The 21,487-nt window shown below is 69.9% G+C and carries 25 protein-coding genes; 9 read left to right on the top strand and 16 right to left on the bottom strand.

The genetic code is table 11. The features are described from left to right. Positions 1-51: 51 nt before the first annotated feature. The 6 genes from ICN82_RS09410 to ICN82_RS09385 all read right to left on the bottom strand — a co-directional run bounded on the left by ICN82_RS09410 (position 52) and on the right by ICN82_RS09385 (position 4,623). Positions 52-252: a CsbD family protein gene (locus ICN82_RS09410; RefSeq protein ID WP_193181998.1), complete on the bottom strand. Its 201-nt coding sequence runs from the start codon at positions 250-252 to the stop codon at positions 52-54. 121 nt (positions 253-373) lie between these two features. Next, positions 374-1,105: a gamma-glutamyl-gamma-aminobutyrate hydrolase family protein gene (locus ICN82_RS09405; RefSeq protein ID WP_193181996.1), complete on the bottom strand. Its 732-nt coding sequence runs from the start codon at positions 1,103-1,105 to the stop codon at positions 374-376. 13 nt (positions 1,106-1,118) lie between these two features. After that, a complete protein-coding gene (locus ICN82_RS09400) occupies positions 1,119-2,045 on the bottom strand; it encodes an amidoligase family protein (RefSeq protein WP_193181994.1) in 927 nt (308 codons plus the stop codon). A 76-nt stretch (positions 2,046-2,121) separates the two neighbouring features. After that, a complete protein-coding gene (locus ICN82_RS21615; protein ID WP_193181992.1) occupies positions 2,122-3,891 on the bottom strand; it encodes a sensor histidine kinase in 1,770 nt (589 codons plus the stop codon). Positions 3,892-3,904: 13 nt separating this feature from the next. Beyond that, a complete protein-coding gene (locus ICN82_RS09390) occupies positions 3,905-4,462 on the bottom strand; it encodes an RNA polymerase sigma factor (protein WP_193181990.1) in 558 nt (185 codons plus the stop codon). Continuing rightward, positions 4,459-4,623 (bottom strand): NepR family anti-sigma factor, encoded by a 165-nt coding sequence (locus ICN82_RS09385; protein ID WP_226898396.1) that lies wholly within the window; start codon positions 4,621-4,623, stop codon positions 4,459-4,461. Before ICN82_RS09385 ends, ICN82_RS09390 begins: the two co-directional genes overlap by 4 nt. Positions 4,624-4,702: 79 nt before the next feature. On the opposite strand from ICN82_RS09385, the gene ICN82_RS09380 reads away from it, so the two are divergent. Then, positions 4,703-5,506 (top strand): response regulator, encoded by an 804-nt coding sequence (locus ICN82_RS09380; protein WP_193181988.1) that lies wholly within the window; start codon positions 4,703-4,705, stop codon positions 5,504-5,506. 474 nt (positions 5,507-5,980) lie between these two features. On the opposite strand, the gene ICN82_RS09375 is transcribed toward ICN82_RS09380, so the two are convergent. Then, positions 5,981-6,154, bottom strand: a complete 174-nt coding sequence (locus tag ICN82_RS09375; RefSeq protein ID WP_193181986.1) for a DUF1328 domain-containing protein — start codon at positions 6,152-6,154, stop codon at positions 5,981-5,983. A 77-nt stretch (positions 6,155-6,231) separates the two neighbouring features. Next, positions 6,232-6,636: a hypothetical protein gene (locus tag ICN82_RS09370; protein WP_193181984.1), complete on the bottom strand. Its 405-nt coding sequence runs from the start codon at positions 6,634-6,636 to the stop codon at positions 6,232-6,234. Positions 6,637-6,723: 87 nt separating this feature from the next. On the opposite strand from ICN82_RS09370, the gene ICN82_RS09365 reads away from it, so the two are divergent. Continuing rightward, positions 6,724-7,455 (top strand): Crp/Fnr family transcriptional regulator, encoded by a 732-nt coding sequence (locus tag ICN82_RS09365; RefSeq protein WP_193181982.1) that lies wholly within the window; start codon positions 6,724-6,726, stop codon positions 7,453-7,455. 26 nt (positions 7,456-7,481) lie between these two features. Next, positions 7,482-8,015 carry a YqaA family protein gene (locus ICN82_RS09360; RefSeq protein ID WP_193181981.1) on the top strand — a complete coding sequence of 178 codons (534 nt, stop codon included), beginning with the start codon at positions 7,482-7,484 and terminating at the stop codon, positions 8,013-8,015. A 286-nt stretch (positions 8,016-8,301) separates the two neighbouring features. Here ICN82_RS09360 and ICN82_RS09355 read toward each other — a convergent pair whose 3' ends face one another. The 8 genes from ICN82_RS09355 to ICN82_RS09320 form a co-directional block, all read right to left on the bottom strand. Continuing rightward, entirely contained in the window at positions 8,302-9,021 is a 720-nt protein-coding gene (locus ICN82_RS09355; protein ID WP_193181979.1) for a flagellar type III secretion system pore protein FliP, read from the bottom strand. Then, positions 9,011-9,292: a FliM/FliN family flagellar motor switch protein gene (locus ICN82_RS09350; RefSeq protein ID WP_226898395.1), complete on the bottom strand. Its 282-nt coding sequence runs from the start codon at positions 9,290-9,292 to the stop codon at positions 9,011-9,013. Before ICN82_RS09350 ends, ICN82_RS09355 begins: the two co-directional genes overlap by 11 nt. Position 9,293: 1 nt before the next feature. Next, on the bottom strand, positions 9,294-9,872 hold the full coding sequence (locus ICN82_RS09345; protein ID WP_193181977.1) for a hypothetical protein: 579 nt from the start codon (positions 9,870-9,872) through the stop codon (positions 9,294-9,296). A gap of 2 nt (positions 9,873-9,874) precedes the next feature. Beyond that, a complete protein-coding gene (gene fliF, locus ICN82_RS09340) occupies positions 9,875-11,524 on the bottom strand; it encodes a flagellar basal-body MS-ring/collar protein FliF (RefSeq protein ID WP_193181975.1) in 1,650 nt (549 codons plus the stop codon). 92 nt (positions 11,525-11,616) lie between these two features. Further along, positions 11,617-11,991, bottom strand: a complete 375-nt coding sequence (locus ICN82_RS09335; RefSeq protein WP_193181973.1) for a response regulator — start codon at positions 11,989-11,991, stop codon at positions 11,617-11,619. Between the two features lie 108 nt (positions 11,992-12,099). Beyond that, entirely contained in the window at positions 12,100-14,346 is a 2,247-nt protein-coding gene (locus ICN82_RS09330; RefSeq protein ID WP_193181971.1) for a xanthine dehydrogenase family protein molybdopterin-binding subunit, read from the bottom strand. Continuing rightward, complete coding sequence (locus tag ICN82_RS09325) at positions 14,339-15,397, bottom strand: FAD binding domain-containing protein (protein ID WP_193181969.1); 1,059 nt, start codon at positions 15,395-15,397, stop codon at positions 14,339-14,341. The genes ICN82_RS09330 and ICN82_RS09325 overlap by 8 nt, the downstream gene beginning before the upstream one ends. Continuing rightward, positions 15,394-15,882 (bottom strand): (2Fe-2S)-binding protein, encoded by a 489-nt coding sequence (locus ICN82_RS09320; protein WP_193181967.1) that lies wholly within the window; start codon positions 15,880-15,882, stop codon positions 15,394-15,396. The genes ICN82_RS09325 and ICN82_RS09320 overlap by 4 nt, the downstream gene beginning before the upstream one ends. 141 nt (positions 15,883-16,023) lie before the next feature. On the opposite strand from ICN82_RS09320, the gene ICN82_RS09315 reads away from it, so the two are divergent. From ICN82_RS09315 to ICN82_RS09290, 6 genes are all read left to right on the top strand, one after another. Next, complete coding sequence (locus ICN82_RS09315) at positions 16,024-16,635, top strand: TetR/AcrR family transcriptional regulator (RefSeq protein ID WP_193181965.1); 612 nt, start codon at positions 16,024-16,026, stop codon at positions 16,633-16,635. Between the two features lie 91 nt (positions 16,636-16,726). After that, a complete protein-coding gene (gene pabB, locus ICN82_RS09310; protein WP_226898394.1) occupies positions 16,727-18,112 on the top strand; it encodes an aminodeoxychorismate synthase component I in 1,386 nt (461 codons plus the stop codon). Then, positions 18,109-18,705, top strand: coding sequence for an anthranilate synthase component II (locus tag ICN82_RS09305; RefSeq protein ID WP_193181963.1), 597 nt, complete (start codon positions 18,109-18,111; stop codon positions 18,703-18,705). Before pabB ends, ICN82_RS09305 begins: the two co-directional genes overlap by 4 nt. Then, positions 18,689-19,549, top strand: coding sequence for an aminotransferase class IV (locus tag ICN82_RS09300; RefSeq protein ID WP_193181961.1), 861 nt, complete (start codon positions 18,689-18,691; stop codon positions 19,547-19,549). Before ICN82_RS09305 ends, ICN82_RS09300 begins: the two co-directional genes overlap by 17 nt. Next, positions 19,546-20,367, top strand: a complete 822-nt coding sequence (folK, locus tag ICN82_RS09295; RefSeq protein WP_193181959.1) for a 2-amino-4-hydroxy-6-hydroxymethyldihydropteridine diphosphokinase — start codon at positions 19,546-19,548, stop codon at positions 20,365-20,367. The genes ICN82_RS09300 and folK overlap by 4 nt, the downstream gene beginning before the upstream one ends. A gap of 170 nt (positions 20,368-20,537) precedes the next feature. Then, complete coding sequence (locus ICN82_RS09290; protein WP_193181957.1) at positions 20,538-21,428, top strand: aldo/keto reductase; 891 nt, start codon at positions 20,538-20,540, stop codon at positions 21,426-21,428. Positions 21,429-21,487: the final 59 nt, after the last annotated feature.

Genomic DNA, 21,487 nt, shown 5'->3' with positions numbered 1-21,487 from the left:
GCCCGGGGGCCGGAGAGGGAAAGCGGCGGCAATCACGCCGCCGGCCCCGTATCAGGAAGCCTTGCGCAGGAACTCGTCGATGCGTGCCTCGGCATCGTCCTTGGCCAGGCCGTATTTCTCCTGCAGCAGCCCCTTGAGCTCCTCGCGGTCGCCCTTGGCGCGGGTCAGCTCGTCATCGGTGAGCTCGCCCCATTCCTGCATGACCTTGCCCTTCCACTGCGACCAGTTTCCTTCGACAACATCCCAGTTCATGATGTGCTCCTTTCCAGTTGACCACTCGGGAAGGAAACGTCGCAAGAGGCGCTGCGGTTCCGGCATCGAGGCCCGCGCACGCGGTTGTCATCGCCATCCCGCACGGGGGATGGCGCGGCGCTCAGCCCGGCAGGGGATCGGCGGCGGCTTCCTCGGCCACGGCGCCGATCTGGTGATTGCGCTGCCGGTAGGCCCGCGCCGCCGTGACCAGGGCGCGGAAGATGCGCCGCTGGGTCCGCAGGTAGAACAGGTGCTCGGGATGCCACTGAACGCCGAGCGCGAAAGGGTCGCGGATGCTTTCCACCGCCTGGATCATGCCGCCCTCGTCGCGCGCGGCGATCACCAGCCCGTCGCCGAGATCCTTCACCGCCTGGCTGTGCAGCGCATTCACCCGGATGCCCTTGCGCCCCATCAGCCGCGCCAGGCGCGACTGCTCGGCGGTCTGCACGGTCTTGCGCGGCAGCACCGTCCAGACATGCCGACTGGTCGTGTAGACCTTGTAGGCATCCTGGTGCAGCGTGCCGCCAAGCGCCACGTTCATCATCTGCGCGCCGCGGCAGATGCCGAGAATGGGGGTGTTCTGCGCCCATGCCGCCGCGACCAGGCTGCGTTCCAGCCGGTCGCGGTCAGGGTCCAGACGGGCGGAGGTGACGAATTCCCCGCCGTAGAAATCCGGCGAGATGTCGTCCCCGCCGCCGATCACGATGCCGTCGACCGCATCGACATCGGCCGGGCGGCCCGCCTGCCAGCGCTGCGACCGGCCGCCGGCCAGCCAGATGTTGAAGGCGACCAGCGGATAGATCCGCCAGCCCGAGCGCCGCGAGACGGTGACGCCGATCACGGGTCTGGTCATGCTGCGGCCCCGCTCAGTGGTCGCGCAGGGTGCGGTCCAGCCGCTCGACCCAGGCATTTTCGGAAAAGGGGCGGCCGCGGAAATTCATCATCCAGTCGCGCCCGGTGCGCTCGAGAAGCCGCGGCATCGCGGCCAGCGCCTCGACGGTCAGCCACTTCTCCCATTCGCCGGTGACGGTCCAGCCCTCCTCGTCGATGCGGCAGGAGGGCAGGCGGAAATGCCAGGTGGGGCGGGCCCCGGGGGCCTCGTCCCCCAGCCGGGCGAGGATGCGCGGCGCGTCGATCTCGCGCAGGAGGGGCAGCACGTCCAGCCCGAAATTGCGCGAGGGGGCGTGGTCGAGATAGGCGTCGATCAGCCTGTCCATCGAGGTGGATCCGGCATCGAAGGACAGCAGCTCGGCGCGCAGGGCCTCGGGCCAGGGGGCGGTGAAGGGCAGGGCGCGGCGGGCCATGCTCATCGGTTCGCGCTGGCGGAGCCAGGGTTCCAGAACGGCCCAGGACTGCATCACGGGAAGGATGGCGGCGACGCTGCGATCTTCCTGTTCGGGGTTGAAATGAACGCCGAACCCGTTGACCAGGCTGGTGCGGGTCCCCTCCGCCCCGGCCTTGCGCAGCATCTGCGCCAGCTCGTCGAGCTCCTTCAGGCGGTCCTCGGGCAGGGGCCCGGTGATGATCTCGGCGGGCACGAGACGATGCGCGATGCTGCCCACCAGGTCCGGCGCGCTGGCGATCTGGCTCTTGTAGGACGTGTCCAGCTCGATGCGGATATCGCCCAGCCGGGTGTCCGAAACCTTTCGTTCGTAAAGGCCCGGGCGGCTGATCTGCCCGCCGAGGTGATCCGCGACCAGCGCCGCGATGCGGTCCTCGTCGAGGCCTGAGAATTCGATCTCGACGCCGATCCGGCGTCCGGGCGGGGCGTCGCTTGGGGGAAGCTCGAGCATGTCCAAATGTGCCATGCGGGGCGAACGCGGCGCAACCCCGCCGGTTCCCGGACGGGGCTGCGGCAAAGCGGCCGGGTCAGATGTTGCGGAACTCTTCCTCGTCCTCTTCCGCCGGCCCGCCGCCGGGAAGGTCGCTTTCGTCGGGCTCCTCGCGGAACCCCTGGATCATGAAGCGGCAGCACAGCCGGAACCGCGTCTCGTCCTCCTCGATCTCGGCCTGGGCGCCAAGCTGCGCGGCAAAGGCGCGGATCAGGTTCGTGCCCAGTCCCGAGGGGCTGACCGGATCGCCCGGCAGGACCGGGACCGGCCCCTTGGAATTCTCCACCACCAGGCAGGCATGCCCGTCTTCCTCGGCCGAGAGCCGGACCCGGATGAACCCCGGCTGGCCCTTGTGGTTGCCCGCATATTTCAGCGCGTTGGTGACGGCCTCGGTGGCCAGAAGGCTGATCGGCACGGCTTGGTCGGGATAGAGCCGGATGGCATCGAACTGGGTCTCGATTCCGCTCTGCTGGCCCGCCCCGGCAAATTCCTGAAGCTGCTCCACCAGATCCCCCAGCAGCGCCCCGGCCTGGACGGCGCCCAGGTTCTCGGCCTGGTACAGCGTCCGGTGCACCGTCGCCAGCGACAGGACCCGGGCCTGCAGCCGCTTCAGGGCCTGCTTCGCCTCGGGCGCGCGCAGCTTGCGCATCTGCATGTTCATGATGGAGGAGATCAGCTGAAGGTTGTTCTTCACCCGGTGATGGACTTCCTTCAGCAGCACGTTCTTGTCATGCAGCACCATCTCCAGTTCCGCCTCGTCGCGCAGGATGGTTTCGCTGGCGGTCTGGAAGGTGTCGAAGATTTCCGCGATCTCGGCGGGCATGTCGGAGGTGGCGCCCTGGGGCAGGCTGCGGTTGCGGGCAAAGCGGCGCATGTCATAGCGCAGCCGCCGGATATGGCGCAGCGCCAGCCGGTCGACCGCGACATAGGCCACCAGCAGGCTGGCCAGCCACATCAGCAGCGGGAAAAGCGGGATCGACACGGCCATGCCCACCAGCCCCGGCGAGGAGGCGGCGGGCGACCAGATGCCGATCGCATAGGCGGTCCCGTCGATGATCGGGCTGACGGAATAGACGCGCGGCACACCGGAATTGCTGGTCGCACGGAAGGTCGCGGGCCCTTCCGCGGCAAGCTCCGCCAGCGTCCTTCCCTCGGGTAGGAGCGCATCCGTCTCCTCGTCGCCGTCAGAGCTGGTGAGGACCATTCCTTCGTTGTTGAAGGTCTTGAAGACCGCCTCGCCATGCTCGTCGGCGACCGCGTCGAAGGTCGCATGACCCTGGGACACGAAGACGAGGCCGACAGGCTGACCGTCATCCATCACCGGCACGACCGAGATCAGCACCGGCTTGTGCGACACGACCGGGTTCACCGAATAGCTGACATAGGGGCGGGGGTCGGCGAACAGGTCGGGCAGCATGTCCCAATCCGAGACATCATAGGTTTCGCCGGTGGAGGCGCAGAGCACGCGGCCGTCGGGCAGGACCAGCCCTGCGGAGGCGACGCGGGGATTGTCGGCGACGAATTCCTCCATTGCCGCGACGCAGCGCCCGGCCTCGGCAGGGTCCGTGCCCACCGCCTGGCCAAGCCCGCTGGCCGCGCCGAAGGCCCACAGGATGCGTTCGCGCCCCTGCCGCGCGGCCGAGCGGGTCTGATCCGCCAGCCGTTCTTCTGTCTGCGTGTTGATGCGGTTGACCACCTCATGCGTCTGCAGCACGGCAAGTAGGCCCACCGGCACCAGCGCCAGCGAGAGGAACAGCATCAGCCGGACGGTCAGGCGCCGGTGAAACTTCACATGACTGTGTGGCACGTCGGGGGGGTCCTCAGGCGGTCGCTGTGCGCCCGGCGGAAATGACCGCCATGGTCGCGGGATCGGTCATTTCCATCGCCTCGTTCTCGCTCAGATGCATCAGTTCCGCAAGGCGTGCGCGGCCGCGGTTGATCCGGCTCTTGATCGTGCCGACGGCGCAGTTGCAGGTCTCGGCTGCCTCCTCGTAGGAGAAGCCCGAGGCCCCCACGAGGATCAGGGCCTCGCGCTGTTCGTCGGTCAGCTGGTTGAAGGCGACGCGGAAGTCGCGCATGGCCAGGCGCCCGTCATGGGCAGGCTTCTCGGAAAGCTGCGCGGTCAGGACGCCGTCGCCATCCTCGACCTCGCGCACCTTCTTGCGGCGATCGGAGTAATAGGTGTTGCGCAGGATGGTGAACAGCCAGGCGCGCAGATTGGTGCCGACCTGGAACTTGTCGAAATTGCTCCATGCCTTCAGCACGGTATCCTGCACCAGGTCGTCCGCGGCCGCGGGCTGACGGGTCAGGCTCATCGCGAAGGCCCTCAGCGAAGGCAGAAGCGCGATCAGTTCCTCCCGGGGATCGGGGTGGCTCATTTGCGGGTCTCCTGCTCGCGCAGCTGCTGGAGCAGCTGGCTGAGCTGATCTGGAATCGGCTGGTTGGCAGTCTCGTCGAAGATCTTGCGAAGATTGTCGTCGATCTGCTTCTGAACCGTTTCCTTGTCCGGTTGTGGGGTCGCCATCTCGTCCTCGTGCAATATTTTTCTTGGCCGCGCGGAACAAAACGCCCGGCATGGGGTTCGGTTCCCGAGTGCATCGAAAAAAAAGTTGGAAGAAATGAGCCAGGACATCAATCTCGCAGATCAGGTTGCGGCGGAACTTCCCTACCTGCGCCGCTACGCGCGTGCGCTGACGGGCAGCCAGAGCAGCGGAGACCAGTATGCGGTGGCGACGCTGGAGGCGGTTCTGCAGAACGCCTCCAGCGTCACCGGAAGTTCCTCGGCCCGTGTCGGGCTCTACCGGACGTTCCATGCCATCTGGGCCAGCTCGGGGCGGCATATCGAAAATGACGAGACCGGGCGCCTCGCCCGGGCGCAGCGCCGTCTGGATCACCTCACCGCAGGCACCCGCGAGGCGCTGCTGCTGTCGAGCATCGAGGAATTCTCGGCCGTTCAGGTCGCCGAGATCATGGAGGAAACCCCCGAAACCGTCGAGGCGCTGATCGAGAAGGCCCGCGACGAGATGGCGGATCGTGCCGCGGGCCGCGTCATGATCATCGAGGACGAGACCATCATCGCGATGGACCTCGAAGGGATCGTGTCGGGCATCGGCCACGAGGTCACCGGCATCGCGCGCACCGCGAAGACCGCCGTCGATCTGGGCAAATCCGACAAGCCCGACCTGGTCCTCGCCGATATCCATCTGGCAGATGACAGTTCCGGGATCGATGCGGTCAACGAATTGCTCGCGCATTTCGGCGAGCTTCCGGTGATCTTCATCACCGCCTATCCCGAACGCCTGCTGACCGGCGAACGCCCCGAACCGGCCTTCCTCATCGCCAAGCCCTATAACGAGGACCAGGTGCGGTCGGCCATCAGCCAGGCGCTGTTCCTCTCCTCGACGGAAGAGCTGAGCTTCTAGCCGCATCGCGATCCGCATCGATGCCGGAAGGGGACCCGCGCGGGTCCCCTTTCTGCTGCCGGGGGATCATGCGCGCCCTCGCCGGGGTAGACCCGCAAGGAAAGGGCCGGACGTTTCCGCCCGGCCCTCACAACCCCACCTGTAACAAAGGGTCGTTCCATGTCGCGGGCCCGCCCGGGGCGCCGCGGAATATCGTCGATGCGCTGCAGCGGATCATGCGGGCGCTTTGCAACCTTTTCATGACCCTTGGCAAGGCCCGGGTCATGCCGTGGTGGAATGCCGTGCTTGTTCCAGCTGCAAGCCCCCCGTCGGCCGGTGCGTGTCGATCCGGTAACGTGACCGGGTGGCCGCGGTTCCCTGGCCGGAAAAAAATTCATTCATGAAAACGGCCCGGCGCCTGCATGGCCCCGGGCCGGAAGACGGAAGGACGGGCGCGAGTGCAGACGCCCGTCCCCGTGCCGCGCCGAAAGGGCGTCAGCGCGGCGCGTTCCCCCTGACCGCCCGCGCCACCAGGGCGATCACGAACAGCACGAGGAATACGAAGAACAGGATCTGCGCGATGCCCGCGGATGCGGAGGCGATGCCCCCGAAACCGAACAGCCCGGCGACGATAGCGACGACAAGGAAAACAAGCGCCCAGTACAGCATGGTGTCTCTCCTCAGGTTGCGCCTCCGCAGGAAGCGATTGCCCTGTCAACACCAAAATCGTCACAGAGTTCCGGGGGTCAGGAAAAAGCCGGGAAGCCCAGTTCGGCCAGCGCCGCGCGGAAGGTCCCGGCCGAGAAGGGCACGGGCAGCACCGCGATGCGATCGTCTGCGATCTGCGCCTCGCTGCCGTCGCCCTTGCCCAGGTCGATCGGATCGCCCAGAAGCAGCACCCGCGCGCCACGCGCCGCGGCCCTGCGGGGCAGGCGCGGATCCAGCCGGTCATGCCGCATCAGCCGCAGCACGGCCAGCGAGAGCGGTTCGAGCGTATCGATCAGCGAGGCCGCCGCGGCGGTATCGCTGCACAGATGGACCATGGCGTCGGGCATGACCTCGTGCAGGGTCATGTCGATATCGGACTGGATGAACGGATCGCGATCCATCACCAGCACCACGGGCGGGGTCAGGGGAGCATTGTCGTTCACGCGTTGCGGGCCTCCGGTTTGCGGCCGCATCATGGAACCAATCGCGGCCGCTGACATTTAACTGTGACATATGCCGGAGAATATGACATGCCCGTGAATTGCCGCAATTGCCCGATCCGGCGGCGCGACTGCTTCCTGCCGATGAGCGATTCCGAAATCGAGGCGATGGGGCGGTTCAAAAGCGGCGAGCTGACCGTGGGCCCGCGCAGCTCCATCCTCATGGAGGGCTCCAACAGCCCGCAGCTGTTCACCGTTCTCGAGGGGCAGGGACTGCGCTACAAGGTGCTGGAAAACGGCAGGCGCCAGGTCATCAGCTTCGTCTTTCCCGGCGATTTCCTGGGCCTGCAGGCGGGGGTCATGTCCGAGATGAAGCATTCCGTCGAAAGCGCGACCTCCATGCGGCTGTGCGTCTTCGAACGGGCAAACCTGTGGTCGTTCTTCCGCGACCATCCCGAACGGGCATTCGACCTGACATGGCTGGCCGCCGTGGAAGAGCATTTCCTCGGCGAGAAGGTGCTCAGCCTCGGCCAGCGCAGCGCCACCGAGCGGATCGCCTGGGCCTTCCTGCGGGTGTGGGAGCGGCTGGGCGCGCTGGGGCTGCGCACCAACGGGGCCGTTCCCTTCCCGCACCGCCAGCAGGACCTGGCCGATGCGCTGGGACTGTCGCTGGTTCATACCAACAAGACGCTGGCCCGGCTGCGCCAGCTCCAGGTGGCGGGCTGGTCGGATGGCTGGCTGAGCGTGTTCGACCCCGGGACGCTCGCGGATCTGGCCCTGGCCGATCCGGGCGAGGCTGTGCCGCGCCGTCCGCTGCTGTGATGCGCCTGTCTCCCTGGATGATCCGCATGGCCGAGGGCCGCAGCGGCATCGCCGTGCTTTCGGCGATGGAGGCGACCTTCCTGCCCATCCCGCTCGAGGCCGTGCTCGTTCCGCTGATGATCGCCCGCCCGGCCCATGCGCTCATGCTGGGGCTGTGGTCGCTGATCGGCTGTCTGGCGGGAACGGCGATCCTCTACCTTTCGGGCTGGCTGCTGGCCGATCCGGTTGTCCTGCCGCTGCTCGACTGGCTGGGCCTTTCCGCGCAATTCGCGGCGCTGGAGGGGCGTCTGCACGGTACCCGGCTTTTCTTCACCGTGCTGCTGCTTTCGGTGTCCCCCTTTCCGATCCAGCTGGCCTCGCTGGGGGCGGGAATGCTGGGCAGTTCCTTCGCGCTGCTGATGGTGGCCGTGACCGTCGCGCGCGGCGGGCGGTACATGGGACTTGGGGTGCTGGCGCATCTGCTGGGCCCGCGGCTCGCCGCCCTGCATGTGCCCCGCTGGGTCTGGATCACCGCGCTGGCGGGATTGCTCGCCCTGTCGGGCCACGCCTTCCTGTTCTGAACCGGCCCGGTCCCGGGCGCCGGCGGGCGAGGAGGGGGACCGGCCAGCCATCCGGGACGGCGCATCTGCCCCGCCCCGCCATGCCGCTGCCCCGCCCTCATCGCTGTGCCCGGCTGACCCGGCCCGGCACGCCCCGCCCTCATCGCTGTGCCCGGCTGACCCGGCCCGGCACGCCCCGGCCTCCCGAGCCGGGGCCAGAATCGCGTCCTCGTCGCGGCACCGCTTCGGCCGGATGCGGTCGGCCGGGTTTCGCGGGACCGCCCGTGCCCGCCCGCCGCGGACCGGATCAGTAGCGGGAGATGATCGACCCGGTCAGCATGGCCCAGCCATTGGCGACGACGAAGAAGGCCAGCTTGAACGGCAGGGAGACAACCGCCGGGGGAACCATCATCATCCCCATCGACATCAGGATCGCGGCCACGACCAGGTCGATGACCAGGAAGGGAACGATCAGGAAGAACCCGACGAGGAAGGCCCGGGATATCTCGCTGAGCAGGAAGGCCGTGACCATGAGCGGGAAGTCCGAGACGCTTTCCGGGGGCCGGTCCTGGTTGCGCGCGACGGTCTCGCGCAGCATCCGCGTGATGCCTTCCTCGGTATGGGCCGCCATGAAGGCGCGGAAGGGCGCGGCGGTGCGTTCCGCCGCCTCCGCCAGGGCGAGGCTGCCGTCGAGAAAGGGCGCGATCCCCGCGGCCCAGGCGGTCTCGAATTCCGGGGCCATGACGAAATAGGTCAGCGCCAGCGAGATCGAGATCAGCACCAGGTTGGGCGGTGATTGCTGCAACCCGATCGCCTGGCGACAGATGGAGAAGACGATCAGCGAGAAGGTCAGGCAGGTGCAGCAGATCAGGAAGACCGGCACAAGCGACAGCATCCCGATCGTGACGAAGGTCGAGAGCAGTTCCCCCGAGAGCGGGGTCCCGGCGGCGCCGAGGGCCTCCTGTGCCCGCAGCGGCCCGGCATGCAGCGCGAGGACGAGAAGGCAGACGGACAGCCTAGGATTCATTGATCCGGATCTCGCCGAGGCGGATCGCCAGCTGGTTGCCGCCCTGCGCGGTGGAGACTTCCTCCAGGTCGCCCGTGCCGATCATGCGGTCGCCGATGTAAAGTTCCACCGGGTCGGCGGCGGACCGTCCCAGCGGCAGCACCGATCCCTTCGAGAGGGCGAGGATCTCCGACAGCGACAGCCGGGCCTTGCCGAGAACGACGCGGATTTCGATCCTGATATCGCCAATCCCCATCTGTTCCAGCGCTTTGGTCGTGCTTGTCTCCGGCATGTCATGCTCCAGTTTCCGTCAGGTGCTCTGAAAGCAGGCTTTCCAGAGCGGTGATGAAGGCGCCCGTCTCGATGGACAGTTCCTGCCCTGCCCAGCTCAGGCGGATCGGGCCCTGTCCGTCCTCGGCGCAATCCTCGGCGGTCAGTTCCGTCCTGGCGGCCCAGGCCGGGTCGTCGAGGAGGCGTTCGTAAAGCGGGCGCGGCACGCGCAGGCGGATCTTGGCAGCCGGGGCCTCCTCGAGAATTTCCTCCACCGCGCGGCGCATCCGGCGCAGGCTGAGCTCGTCGGCAAGCGGGGCCAGGCATTGGCGGATCATGGCCAGCGCAAGTTCCCCGAATTCCGCGACCAGCGCGGCGCGCAGCGCCTGGTGATCGGCCTCCAGCTGCTGCGCGATCTGCTGCAGGTCGCGCAGCAGAGGCTCTTCCTCGTGGCTGCGCGCGGCGGTGGCATCGTCCCAGCCCGAGCGGTAGCCCTTCTCGAAGGCGCCGACCTGCAGCTGGTCATCCGCGGCGGCCTCCTGCGGGGCGCCGCTGCCCGTGGCGGCAGAAGGGAACCGTTCGAGGACCAGTTTCTCTGCCATGGTCAGGCGGGTCTGGATTGCGGGCCGGTTTCCAGCCAGCCGCGCAGGATTTCAAGGCTGTCCTCCTTCTTGGCGCCGACGGACTGGACCAGGCGGTCGATGGGCCTTTCGCCCCCGGCGCCGCCCTCCCCGTCGAAATCCATCGTGTCGAAGGTCGGCAGGTCCATCATCCCCGGAAGGGCGGGGAGATCGTCGCCGAAGGCGCCGGACCCGTCCAGTTCGGCCATGCCGGTTCCGTCCGCGTTGCCTTCCGCCTCTGCCGCCGCGCCGCCGCCTTCCAGTTCCGGCAGGCTGTAGCGGGCGCGGTCCAGGATGGCCGGTTTCAGCACGAAGAAGGCGATGGCCAGCGCCGCGATGGTGAAGACCGCCAGCTGGGCGATGCGAAAGGGCATCTGCCCGATCCCGCCCCCGCTGGCGGGGGCCCCGGCCTCCAGCGTGGCCAGGCCGCCGTCGAAGCGCAGCGACTTGATCGTCACCCGGTCGCCGCGTTCCTCGTTGATGCCGATGGCCGAGCCCACGAGGTCGCGCAGGTCGCCCAGTTCCTCTTCGCTGCGCGGCCGCCAGGTCTCGGTCCCGGCGGCATCGGTCTCGGTGACGCCGTCGACCAGAACGGCGACCGAGATGCGGTTGATGCTGCCGGGATTGCGGACGACCTCGCGGCGCACCTCGGAGAAGTCGAAATTGACCCTGGCATTGGTTTCGGTCTCGTTGCGCGAGCTGGTGGGCGCGCCGCCGCCCGCGGCATCGTCATTGGGCACGTTGCTTGCGACGGTCACCGCGCTGCTGCCGGTGCCCTCGGAATTCATGGTGACTTCCTGGTTCTCGGTGCTGACCTCGACCTTCTGGCTGGGATCGACCTTGCGTTCGAAGATCTGCTCGGAATCGCGCTCGGTCTCGACCGAGACCTCGACCCGGCTGCGGCCGAATCCCAGATGCGCGTCCAGCATCCGCTCGGCCCGGAACTTCAGCTGGTCGGCCAGGTCGAAGGCGCCGGCCTGGGGCGTCTGCTCCTCGCCGATCAGCGCGCCGGTCTGGGCGTTGATGACCGAGACCCCCGAGGGCTGAAGCCCGGCGACGGCGGCGGCGACGAGATGCTTGATCGCCGTGGCCTGGTATTTCTGGATCTCGCTGGATCGGGTCTGGACCAGCACGGAGGCGGAGGCTTCCACCGTGTCGCCCCAGCGCGAGGCGGCGTCGCTGGACAGGTGCACCCTTGCCCAGTCGATCCCGTCCGCGGCGGCGATGGTGCGCGCCAGCTCGCCTTCGCGCGCGCGCAGATAGGCCGCGTCGAACATCTGCGAGGTGGTGCCGAACCCGTTGAGATCGTCGAGGATCTCGTAGCCTGTCACCGAGGCATTGGGCAGGCCCCGGGACGCCAGCGCCATGCGCAGCCTGTCGCGCTCCTCCCCGGGGACCCACAGCCCGTCCTCGCGGACCTCGTAGAGGACGTTCTCGGTATCGAGATAGGCGGTGATCTGGGTCATCGCATTGGCATCGAGCCTGCCGTAGAGCAGCGCGCTCGGCGGGGTCAGCAGAACGCGCGACATCGAGAAGATCACCAGCCCGACCGTAACCGCCACCAGAATCGCCAGGATCAGCCGGGAACTCTGGATGAGACGGAAGTTCTCGATCAGCGATTTCACGTTCTGCATGGTTGCGCGTACCTTGCCTAAAATTGCTTGGATCACCCTACAACCGGCTTTGTTAATGGCTGGTTAGCCGTGTCCGGAAGCAAGGGGGGCGATCAGCCAGAGGGCGGGGGCAGGTGCGCCGCGACGGCGCTGCGCAGCACGGCGATGGGGACGGGCTTGCCCAGCACCCCGTCCTCGCGGAATTCCGCCGGGCGCTCGGCCTGGTCGCCATAGCCCGAGAAGAAGATGACCGGCAGCCCCGGGCGCAGGCGGCGGGCGGCCGAGGCCAGGGCGAAACCGTCCATCTCGCGGCTCAGGCCGATATCGGTCAGCAGCAATCCGATCTCGGGCCGCTGCTGCAGCAGGTCGAGCGCCTCGCGGCCGCTGGAGGCCTTGTGCACCGGATGGCCCGCGCCCTGGCAGGCCATGGCGGTCATGTCGAGCAGCAGCGGTTCGTCATCGACCAGAAGGATGGCGGGCTGGGTCATCGGGGCACCTTTCCGGGCGGGGCGCCGATCCGGCGCAATGCGCGCGGAGCCTAGCCGCGAAATCCTCGCCGGAAGGTTAAGGGGGGCGGGAAACCCGCCCCCGCGACGTCAGGCCAGGTCCTCGGGATGGATCGGGAACCGTCTCACCCGCCGTCCGGTCGCGTGCCAGACCGCGTTGGCGATCGCCCCCGCCGTGCCGGTGATGCCCAGCTCGCCCACGCCCTTCACGCCCAGAGGATTGACGAAGCGGTCCTCCTCATGGACGGTCAGCGCCTCGATCTCGGCCAGGTCGGCATTGACCGGCACATGATACCCCGCCAGGTCCGCGTTGAGCAGGCGGCCGCTGCGGCGGTCATGGAGGGCCTCCTCCTGCAGCGCGAAACCCAGCCCCCAGATCATCCCGCCGAGAAGCTGGCTTTCGGCCAGTTTCGGATTGATGATCCGGCCCGCGGCAAAGGCGCCGGTCAGCCGCGTGACGCGGATCTGCAGCAGCGCGGGATCGACCGCGACCTCGGCAAAGACTGCGCCATGCGAGAACATCGCGCGCGCCTCGGCATGGGCGGGATCGCGCGCCCCCTTGCCCCGGCCGGTCAGCGCGTCGCGCCCCGCGCGGGCCAGGATGGCGGCATAGCTCTCCCGGCGGTGGTCCTCGCCCTCGATCCGCAGCCAGCCATCCGCCGCGACCACGGCCCGGTTGCCCGCCCCGTGCAGCGGCGAGGCAGGATCGGCCGTGGCCAGCGCCGTCAACTGGGCGATCACGTCGCGCCCGGCGGAATAGAGCGCGCTGCCGGCCGTGGCGGTATGGCCCGAGCCGCCCGCGACCCCGGCATCGGGCAGTTCGCTGTCGCCCGAACGGAACTCCACCTGCGCGAGGTCCAGCCCCAGCCCTTCCGCCGCGATCTGCGCCAGTGCCGTCCAGGCCCCCTGGCCCATGTCCGAGGCCGCAGTTTCCACGACCGCGCTGCCATCGGCACGCAGCGTGGCGCGGGCCTCGGCCTGGAACATCGGGGCGGGAAACAGCGATGTCCCCATGCCCCATCCCAGCAGGCGGCCCCGCGCATCGCGCATCTGGCCGGGCTGCATCGGCCGGGTCTTCCAGCCGAAGCGCTCCGCCCCCAGCGCATAGCACTCGCGCAGGGCCTTGGAGGAATAGGCCCGTCCGGTCGCGGGATCGGTCTCGGCATAGTTGCGCAGCCGGAAGTCCAGCGGGTCCAGCCCCGCCGCATGGGCCGCCTCGTCCATCGCGCATTCGAGCGCCGCGGATCCCGTGGCCTCGCCCGGCGCGCGCATCGGCCCCGGCGTGCCGATATCCCAGCGGCTGCCCGAATGGCTGACCGAGATCGCCGGGCAGGCATAGGTGTTCAGCGCGGCATTGGCGGCCGGTTCCAGGAAGTCGTCGAAGCTTGACGTGGCCGAGACCGCGTGATGCGACAGCGCCGTCAGCCGCCCCGCCGCATCCACCCCCAGCCGCAGGCTCTGCCGCGTGGCGCCGCGATGGCCGGTCGGCCCGTACATCTGCGCGCGGCTCAGCACCAGCTTGACCGGCCGCCCGGTTTCCCGCGCGGCCAGGCAGGCGAGGATCTGCGCCGGGTTCAGGATCGCCTTCGACCCGAAGCCGCCGCCCAGATAGGGGCTGCGGATATGCACATTTTCGGGCGGAATGCCGAAATAGGCGGCGAAGCTCGGCCGCGACATCACGATCGCCTGGTTCGGCGTGTCGATCACCAGCCGCTCGCCTTGCCACTGGGCGACGATGGCATGGGGTTCCATCGCGTTGTGATATTGCGGCGGGGTCTCGATTTCCACCTCGGTGACCTGAGCGGCGGCGGCGAACCCCGCCTCGACATCGCCCACCGCGGTGGCGGGGGGCGCGCCGATGCCGACGGTCTCGGCCGCAAAGGCCAGCCCGTCCCCGAAGCCGATCCGCGCGGGATCCGCCTCGATCTCGGGCGCCAGCAGCCGTGCCCCCTCGGCCGCCGCCTCCGCCGTCTCCGCCAGAACCAGAGCCATGGGCGCCCCGGCATAGCGGATGCGGTCGTCCTGCAGCAGGTCGAGCTTCCAGTCGAAGAGCGCGGCGCGCAGATCCGGGTCCTTGTGCAGGGCCGGGCGGTTCTCGGGCGTGATCACATGGGTCACGCCGGGATGGGCCAGCGCCGCGGCGGTGTCCAGCCTCGCCACCCGGCCCCGCGCGACCGGCGCCCCGGCGATCACCGCCCAGAGCAGCCCCGCGGGGGCGTTGTCGGCGGCATAGCGCGCCGCGCCGGTGATCTTGGCGATGCCGTCCAGCCGGGAATGCGGGTCGCCCGCATTCGATCCCAGGCGCTGGTGGCGGGTCGGTGCGATATCGTCAGGCATGGGCTGTCTCCCTGTCGCTGTCATCCATGAGAGAGCCGGGCAGGGCAGGCATCTCGGCGGGGGTGCCTGCGGCCGCGGCGGCCAGGGCGCGGGCCAGGATCCGTTCGGCCAGCACGATCTTGTAGCCATTCGCCCCGGAGGGCGCGGCGGTCTCCAGGGCGGCCGCGGCGGCCCGGGCAAAGCTGTCGGGCGCGGCGGGGGCACTCTCCAGCAAGACCTCCGCCGCATGGCAGCGCCAGGGCCGGGCCGCGACCCCGCCGAGCGCCAGCCGCGCCTCGGCGATGCGCCCGTCCTCGACGCGCAGCGCCGCGGCGGCCGAGAGCAGCGCGAAGGCGAAGGAGGTGCGTTCGCGCAGCTTGAGATAGCGTGCATGACCGGCGAAGGCGGCTGCGGCCGCGGGCAGGCGCAGGGCCAGCACGATCTCGCCGGGCTCCAGCGCGGTGACGCGATGGGCCTCCTCGCCGGGCAGCAGGTGGAACGTCTCCAGGGGCACATGCCGGATGCCGGCCGGACCCGCGACTTCCACCTGCGCGTCGAGCGCGGCCAGCGGCACGCAGAAATCCGACGGGTGCACCGCGATGCAGGCGGGCGTCCAGCCCAGCACGGCATGGCCGCGATTGGCGCCCTCCAGCGCGTCGCAGCCCGAGCCTGGCGCGCGGCGGTTGCACCGCGCCTGCGGGTCCTGGAACCAGGCGCAACGGGTCGCCTGCATCAGGTTGCCGCCCAGTGTCGCGGCATTGCGCAGCTGCGCCGAGGCCCCCGACAGAAGCGCCTCTGCCACCATCGGGAAGGCCGCGGCAAAGCCGGGATCGCGCGCCAGATCGGCATTGCGCACCATGGCGCCGATGCGCCAGCTGCCATCGGGCAGCGTCTCGATCCGGTCGAGCCCCGGCAGGCGCGTCAGATCGACCAGCCGGTCCGGCAGCGCCACGCCCAGTTTCATCAGGTCCAGCAGGTTGGTGCCGCCGCCAAGCACCGCCGTGTCGGGATCCGACAGCGCGGCAAGCGCCTCCTCCAGCGTTTCGGGGCGAAGGTAATCGAAGGATTTCATGCCTCTGTCTCCCCGTTTTCGCTCTGCGCGGCGGCCGCCACCGCCCGGGCGATGCCGCGATAGGCACCGCAGCGGCAGAGATTGCCGCTCATTCCCTCGCGGATGCGCTCGATATCGGCGCCATCCGCGCCTTCGGCGATCAGACCGGCGGCGCTCATGATCTGTCCCGGCGTGCAATAGCCGCATTGGAAGGCGTCGTGTTCGAGGAAGGCCGCCTGCAAGGGATGCAGCCTGCCCTCCGGGGCCAGTCCCTCGATGGTGGTGATCTCGGCCCCGTCCTGCTGGGCGGCGAGGGCGAGGCAGGCATTGAGCCGCCGTCCGTTCACCAGCACGGTGCAGGCGCCGCACTGGCCGCGATCGCAGCCCTTCTTGGTTCCGGTCAGGCCCAGACGGTCCCGGAGCAGGTCCAGAAGCGTCACCCGCAGGTCATCCAATGCCAGATGATGCGGCGTTCCGTTGACGGTCAGCGTGATGGAGAAGGTCATGACACCTCCCTTGTCTAGCGATTTCCGGGGGCCGCGCTATATTGCGGAACAGGCGGGCAGCAGCATGTCGGCCCGGCGCGGCTTCCTTCTTATACGGAGGATGCCTCCGTTTAGCAAGCGCAAAGAGGTTACGGACGGGACATGAGCGACGACACGGCGAAACCCCGCCGCAAGCCGCGGGCGGACAGCCTGCGCAACCGCGAGACCCTGCTGGCGGCGGCGCGCGAGGTGTTTTCCGAGGGCGGGCCCGAGGCGAGCCTGGAGGCGGTGGCCCGGACCGCCGGGCTCGGGATCGGCACGCTCTACCGGCATTTCCCGACGCGCGAGGCCCTGTTCCAGGCCGTCTATCTGCGCGAGACCGACCAGATGGTCGCCCTGGCGGAAAGCCTGACGGAGCTGGAGCCCGAGGCGGCGCTGCGGGCCTGGATGCGCGGCTTCATCGGCATGGTAGCCACCAAGAAGGGGATGCTGGCGGCGCTGGCCCCGGCGCTGGACAAGGATTGCCCGACCTTCGCCGAGGCCGCCGACCGGATGCGCGCCGCCGCGGCCCGGCTGCTGGAGCGGGGACGGCAGGAGGGCGTCATGCGCGACGACATCGCCCCCGAGGAGATGATGCGCGTCGTGGTCGGCATCTGCTACACGCGCGACGGCGAGGGCTGGCGCGAGACGGTGACGCGGATGCTCGACATCTTCATCGACGGGCTGTGCTGCACCCCGGATGCCGCGGCTGCGCCGCGGGCCGCCCGCCGCTGAACCGCGCCCGCCGCGGCGATGGCGGCGGAATCGGCGGGCTCGCGCAGCTAGGGTTTGCTCCCGGTCCCGTTCCCGCCTATGAGCCGCTGCCATGACCATCCCGCCCTGCCAGTCCCAGCCCGCCGCGATGCAGACCGGCCGCCAGCCCCTGCTGCGCGAGCTGGGCGCGCTCGATCCGTGGCAGGCGGCGCTGCGGCTGTGGCACTGCCCCGGCTTCGCCTTCCTCGACTCGGGCGGCGATCACGGCGCGCTGGGACGCTGGAGCATCATCGGCATCTCGCCCTTCGGCCGGTTCGAGGCGGCGGGCGGCCGCGCCTTCTGGAACGGCGCGCCGGTGCCGGGCCGCCCGCTTGCCGCGCTCCGCGACCGGCTGGCGGCCTGCCGCCTGGCGCCGGTTCCGGGCCTGCCCCTTCCCGGGGCGGCGATCGGACGGGTGGAATACGAATTCCGCGACGACCCGGGCGGCGCCCCGGGGCGGCTGTGCTTCTCCTTCTACGACCTGCTGCTGGTCTTCGACCGGCTCGCGGGCCGCGCGGTGGCCTTGTCCTCGGGGCTCGGCGGCGGCGATGCGGCGGCTGGGCTGGACCGGCTCGGCGCGCTTCTGGAGGCGCCGCCCGCGCCGCCCGGAGCCGCGCGGCTGGGCCGCTGGCAGTCGGATTTCGATGCGGCGGGCTATGGCGCCGCGGTGGAGCGGGTGCGGGCGCATATCCGCGACGGCGACATCTACCAGGCCAACATTTCCCAGGCCTTCCGCGCCCCGTTCGATGGCGATCCCCGGCCGCTCTATGCCGCGCTGCGCCGCGCCAATCCCGCCCCTTTCGCCGCCTATCTGGCAGAGCCCGGCGGGGCGGTCCTGTCGGCCTCGCCCGAGCGGTTCGCCGAATTGCGCCGCGGCCGGGCGGAGGCGCGTCCGATCAAGGGCACGCTGCCGCGCCATGCCGATCCGCAGGCCGACCGCGCCGCCGCCGCCCGCCTGGCCGCCTCCGACAAGGACCGGGCCGAGAATGTCATGATCGTCGACCTGATGCGCAACGACCTGTCGAAGGTCTGCGAACCGGGCAGCGTCGCTGTGCCCGAATTGTGCACCGTCGAAAGCTATGCCTCCGTCCATCACCTGACCTCGGCCGTGACCGGCAGGCTCCGCCCCGGCGAGGATGCGCTGAGCCTGCTGGCCGCGATCTTTCCCGGGGGCTCGATCACCGGCGCGCCGAAGGAACGCGCGATGCAGATCATCCGGGCGATCGAGGGGCGCGACCGCGGCACCTATTGCGGCGCCATCGGCTATCTGGGCTTCGACGGCGACATGGACCTGAACATCCCGATCCGCACGCTGGAGATCCGCGGGCGGGAGGCGGTGCTGCAGGCGGGGGGCGGCGTGACGCTTTTGTCCGACCCGGCGTCGGAATATGCCGAGACGCTGGCCAAGGCGGCGCGTATCTTCGAGGCGGTCGCGCCCTTCGCGGAGAATCCGTCATGATCCTGATCCTCGACAACCATGACAGCTTTACCCACAATGTCGCGCGCTATTGCGCGGAGATGGGCCACGAGGTCTCGGTGGTGCCGAGCGACAGGATCACCCTGGCCGGGATCGCCGCGCTGGCGCCGGAGGCGCTGATCGTCTCGCCGGGGCCGGGGCGTCCCGAGGATGCGGGCGTGTCGATGGCCGCGATCGGGCATTTCACCGGCCGCCTGCCGATCCTGGGGGTGTGTCTCGGCCACCAGGCCGTCGGGGCCGTCTTCGGGGGCGGGATCACCCGCGCGGCCGAGCCGATGCACGGGCGCGCCTCGCGGCTTGCCCATGACGGTACCGGGCCCTTCACCGGCCTGCCGCAGGGGGTGCAGGTGGGGCGGTATCATTCGCTGATCGTCGCGCCCACCCCGCAGATGGAGACGCATCTGCGCGTCACCGCGCGCTCGGAGGCGGGCGAGGTGATGGCCCTGGCGCATCGCAGCCATCCGACCTTCGGGCTGCAGTTCCACCCTGAATCCGTGCTGTCCGAACACGGGCACCGGATGATCGGCCATGTGCTGGACCTGGCCGGGGGAGGCCGCGATGCGCTGGTGGGCTGAGGGCAGGCTGCTGGAGGGGCCGGTCGCGCCTTTCGACCTGACCGATCGCGGGCTGCTGCTGGGCGACGCGCTTTTCGACACGGCGATGGTCGTGCGGGGGCGGGTCGTGCGCGGCAGCGCCCATCTCGACCGGCTGGCGGCGGGCTGCGCCACGCTGGGCCTGCCGTTCGGACGCGCCCGCGCGCAGGAGGCCTGGTCCGAGGTCTGCGCGGGGCTTGCGGCCGGGTCGGTCCGGCTCACCGTGACCCGCGGGTCCGGTCCGCGCGGTGTCTTGCCGCCGGAAAACCCCGTGCCGCGGCTCTTCGCCTCTGCCGCGCCGGGGCTGCCCCCGCCCTTCGCGCCGCTGCGCCTGGCCACCGCCGCGATCCGCCGCAACGACACCTCGCCCGCCGCGCAGCTGAAGACGCCCGGCTATCTCGATGCCGTCCTGGCGACGCGGGCGGCCCGCGAGGCGGGGGCGGACGAGCCGCTGTTCCTGAACACCCGCGGCCGCGTCGCCTGCGCCGGCATCGGGAACCTGATGATGATCCTCGGCGACCGGCTGGTCACGCCGCCGCCCGCAGAGGGGATCCTGCCCGGCATCCTGCGCGCCGAGCTTCTGTCCCTGGCGCCATCGGCCGGTCTGCGCGCCGAGGAGCGCCCGGTCGAGCCCGCGGAACTGCCGGGGGCGGCGGCGCTGCTGGTGACCAACTCGCTGCGCCTGGCCTCGCCGGTCACGCATCTCGACGGCCGCGCGCAGCCGCCCCTGCCCGCCGCCGCCCATGCCCTGTTCGGCGCGCTTGCCCGCGCGCTTGCCCCGGAAACCGGCCCGCTGGCCGTCCCGTCCATGGAGGACCTCCCATGACCGATCGCGTCTTCGTCTCCAACCTGTGCCTGCATGCCCATCACGGCGTCTTCCCCGAGGAAAAGCGGCTGGGCCAGAAATTCTATCTCGACATCGCCTGCAGCCTGTCGGTCTCGGGCGCGGCGGGGCAGGATGATTACGGCCAGACGGTCTGCTATGACGGGCTGTGCAGGCTGGCGGAGGAGGTGTCGGAGGCCGGGCCCTTCGACCTGATCGAGACCTTGGGCGACCGCATCGCGGGCGCCGTGCTGGCGCGCCATCCGCTGGTCACGGCCGTCTCGGTCACGATCCGCAAGCCCGCCGCGCCGATCGCCGCGATGCTGGATCACGTCGGCATCGAGGTCAGTCGCCGCCGCCGCTATCGCGTCGCCTTCTCGCTGGGCTCCAACATGGGCGAGAAGGAGCACAACCTGCGCACCGCCCTGGCGCATCTGATGGCCCAGGACGGGGTGGAACTGGACGCGGTGTCGAAATTCCACAAGACCGCCCCCTGGGGCAAGATCGACCAGGACTGGTTCCTCAATGCCTGCGCCACCGGCTGGTCGGTGCTGGAGCCGCTGGATCTGATGAAGCTGTGCAAGCGCATCGAGCTGGCGGTGGGGCGGGTGCCCTCGGATCGCTGGGGGCCGCGGATGATCGATATCGACCTGCTGCATGCCGACAACCTGGCGATCGACACGGCCGAGCTGACCCTGCCGCATCGCGAGATGTTCAACCGCGCCTTCGTGCTGGAACCCCTGGCCGAGATCGCCCCCGACCTGGTGATCCGCGGCCGCCGGGTGGCCGCCGAGGCCGACCGGGTGGTGCAGCAGCTCTGAGCCCGGGCAGGGCAGGCCGGGACGGCGGAACCCGGCATCCCCCGAAGGACGGGGATGCGCGGCGGCCGGGTTTCGCGCTATGCCGGTCCGGGGACCGCGTTCCGGCCGGTCCGCCCTTCGCCCAACCCGGGCGGGCGTCGCCCGTCCCCCTGCCGCAGGAGCCGCCGCCGATGGAGCGTGTCCCCCTTGCCCCCGATCTGAGCCTGTCGCGCCTCGTCTGCGGATTGTGGCGGATCGGCGACGGGGCCGACACCTCGCCCGCTCATGTCGCGGCCAAACTGGAGGCCTGCCTGGCGCAGGGGATCACCAGCCTGGACCTGGCCGACATCTATGGCGGCTATGCAACGGAGGCGATCCTGGGCGATGCGCTGCGCGCGCGGCCCGGGCTGCGCGAGCGGATGGAAATCGTCACCAAATGCGGGATCGTGGCGCCGGTCGGCCGCCATGCCGCCGCGGCGGTGAAACACTACGATACCAGCCGCGCCCATATCCATGCCAGCGTCGAGCAGTCGCTGCGCGATCTGGGCACCGACCGGATCGACCTGCTGCTGATCCACCGGCCCGATCCGCTGATGGATCACGAGGAGACCGGGCAGGCGCTGGATGACCTGCTGGCGGCGGGCAAGGTCCGCGCGGTGGGCGTGTCGAATTTCCGGCCCTGGGACGTGGAGCTGCTGGAATCGCGGATGGCCGCGCCGCTGGTCGCCAACCAGATCGAGATCTCGCTGGCGCGGCCGGCACCCTTCACCGACGGGGACCTGGCCTTCCACCAGCGGCGGCAGGAGGCTGTCATGGCCTGGTCGCCGCTGGGCGGCGGCAGCCTGATGACCGCGAAGGGCCCGCTGGGCGACCTGATGGACGAGCTCGCGCTGCGCCACGGGACCGACCGGGCCGCCATCGCGACCGCCTTCCTGCTGGCCCATCCGGCGCGGATCCTGCCGGTTCTGGGCACGACCGACCCCGCGCGGATCGCCCGGATCGGCGCGGCAGCGCGGATCCGGCTGGAGCGGCAGGACTGGTTCCGGCTGTACCAGGCGGCGCTGGGACGGGAGGTCCCCTGAGCGCGAAGATTTTTCGCCGCGGGGTAGGGCGCTTTCCGCGCGGACCGGCTAAGAGGGAC

The sequence above is a fragment of the Mangrovicoccus algicola genome (assembly GCF_014903745.1).
Classification (GTDB): domain Bacteria; phylum Pseudomonadota; class Alphaproteobacteria; order Rhodobacterales; family Rhodobacteraceae; genus Mangrovicoccus; species Mangrovicoccus algicola.
This window is presented reverse-complemented; position numbering and strand designations above follow the sequence as displayed.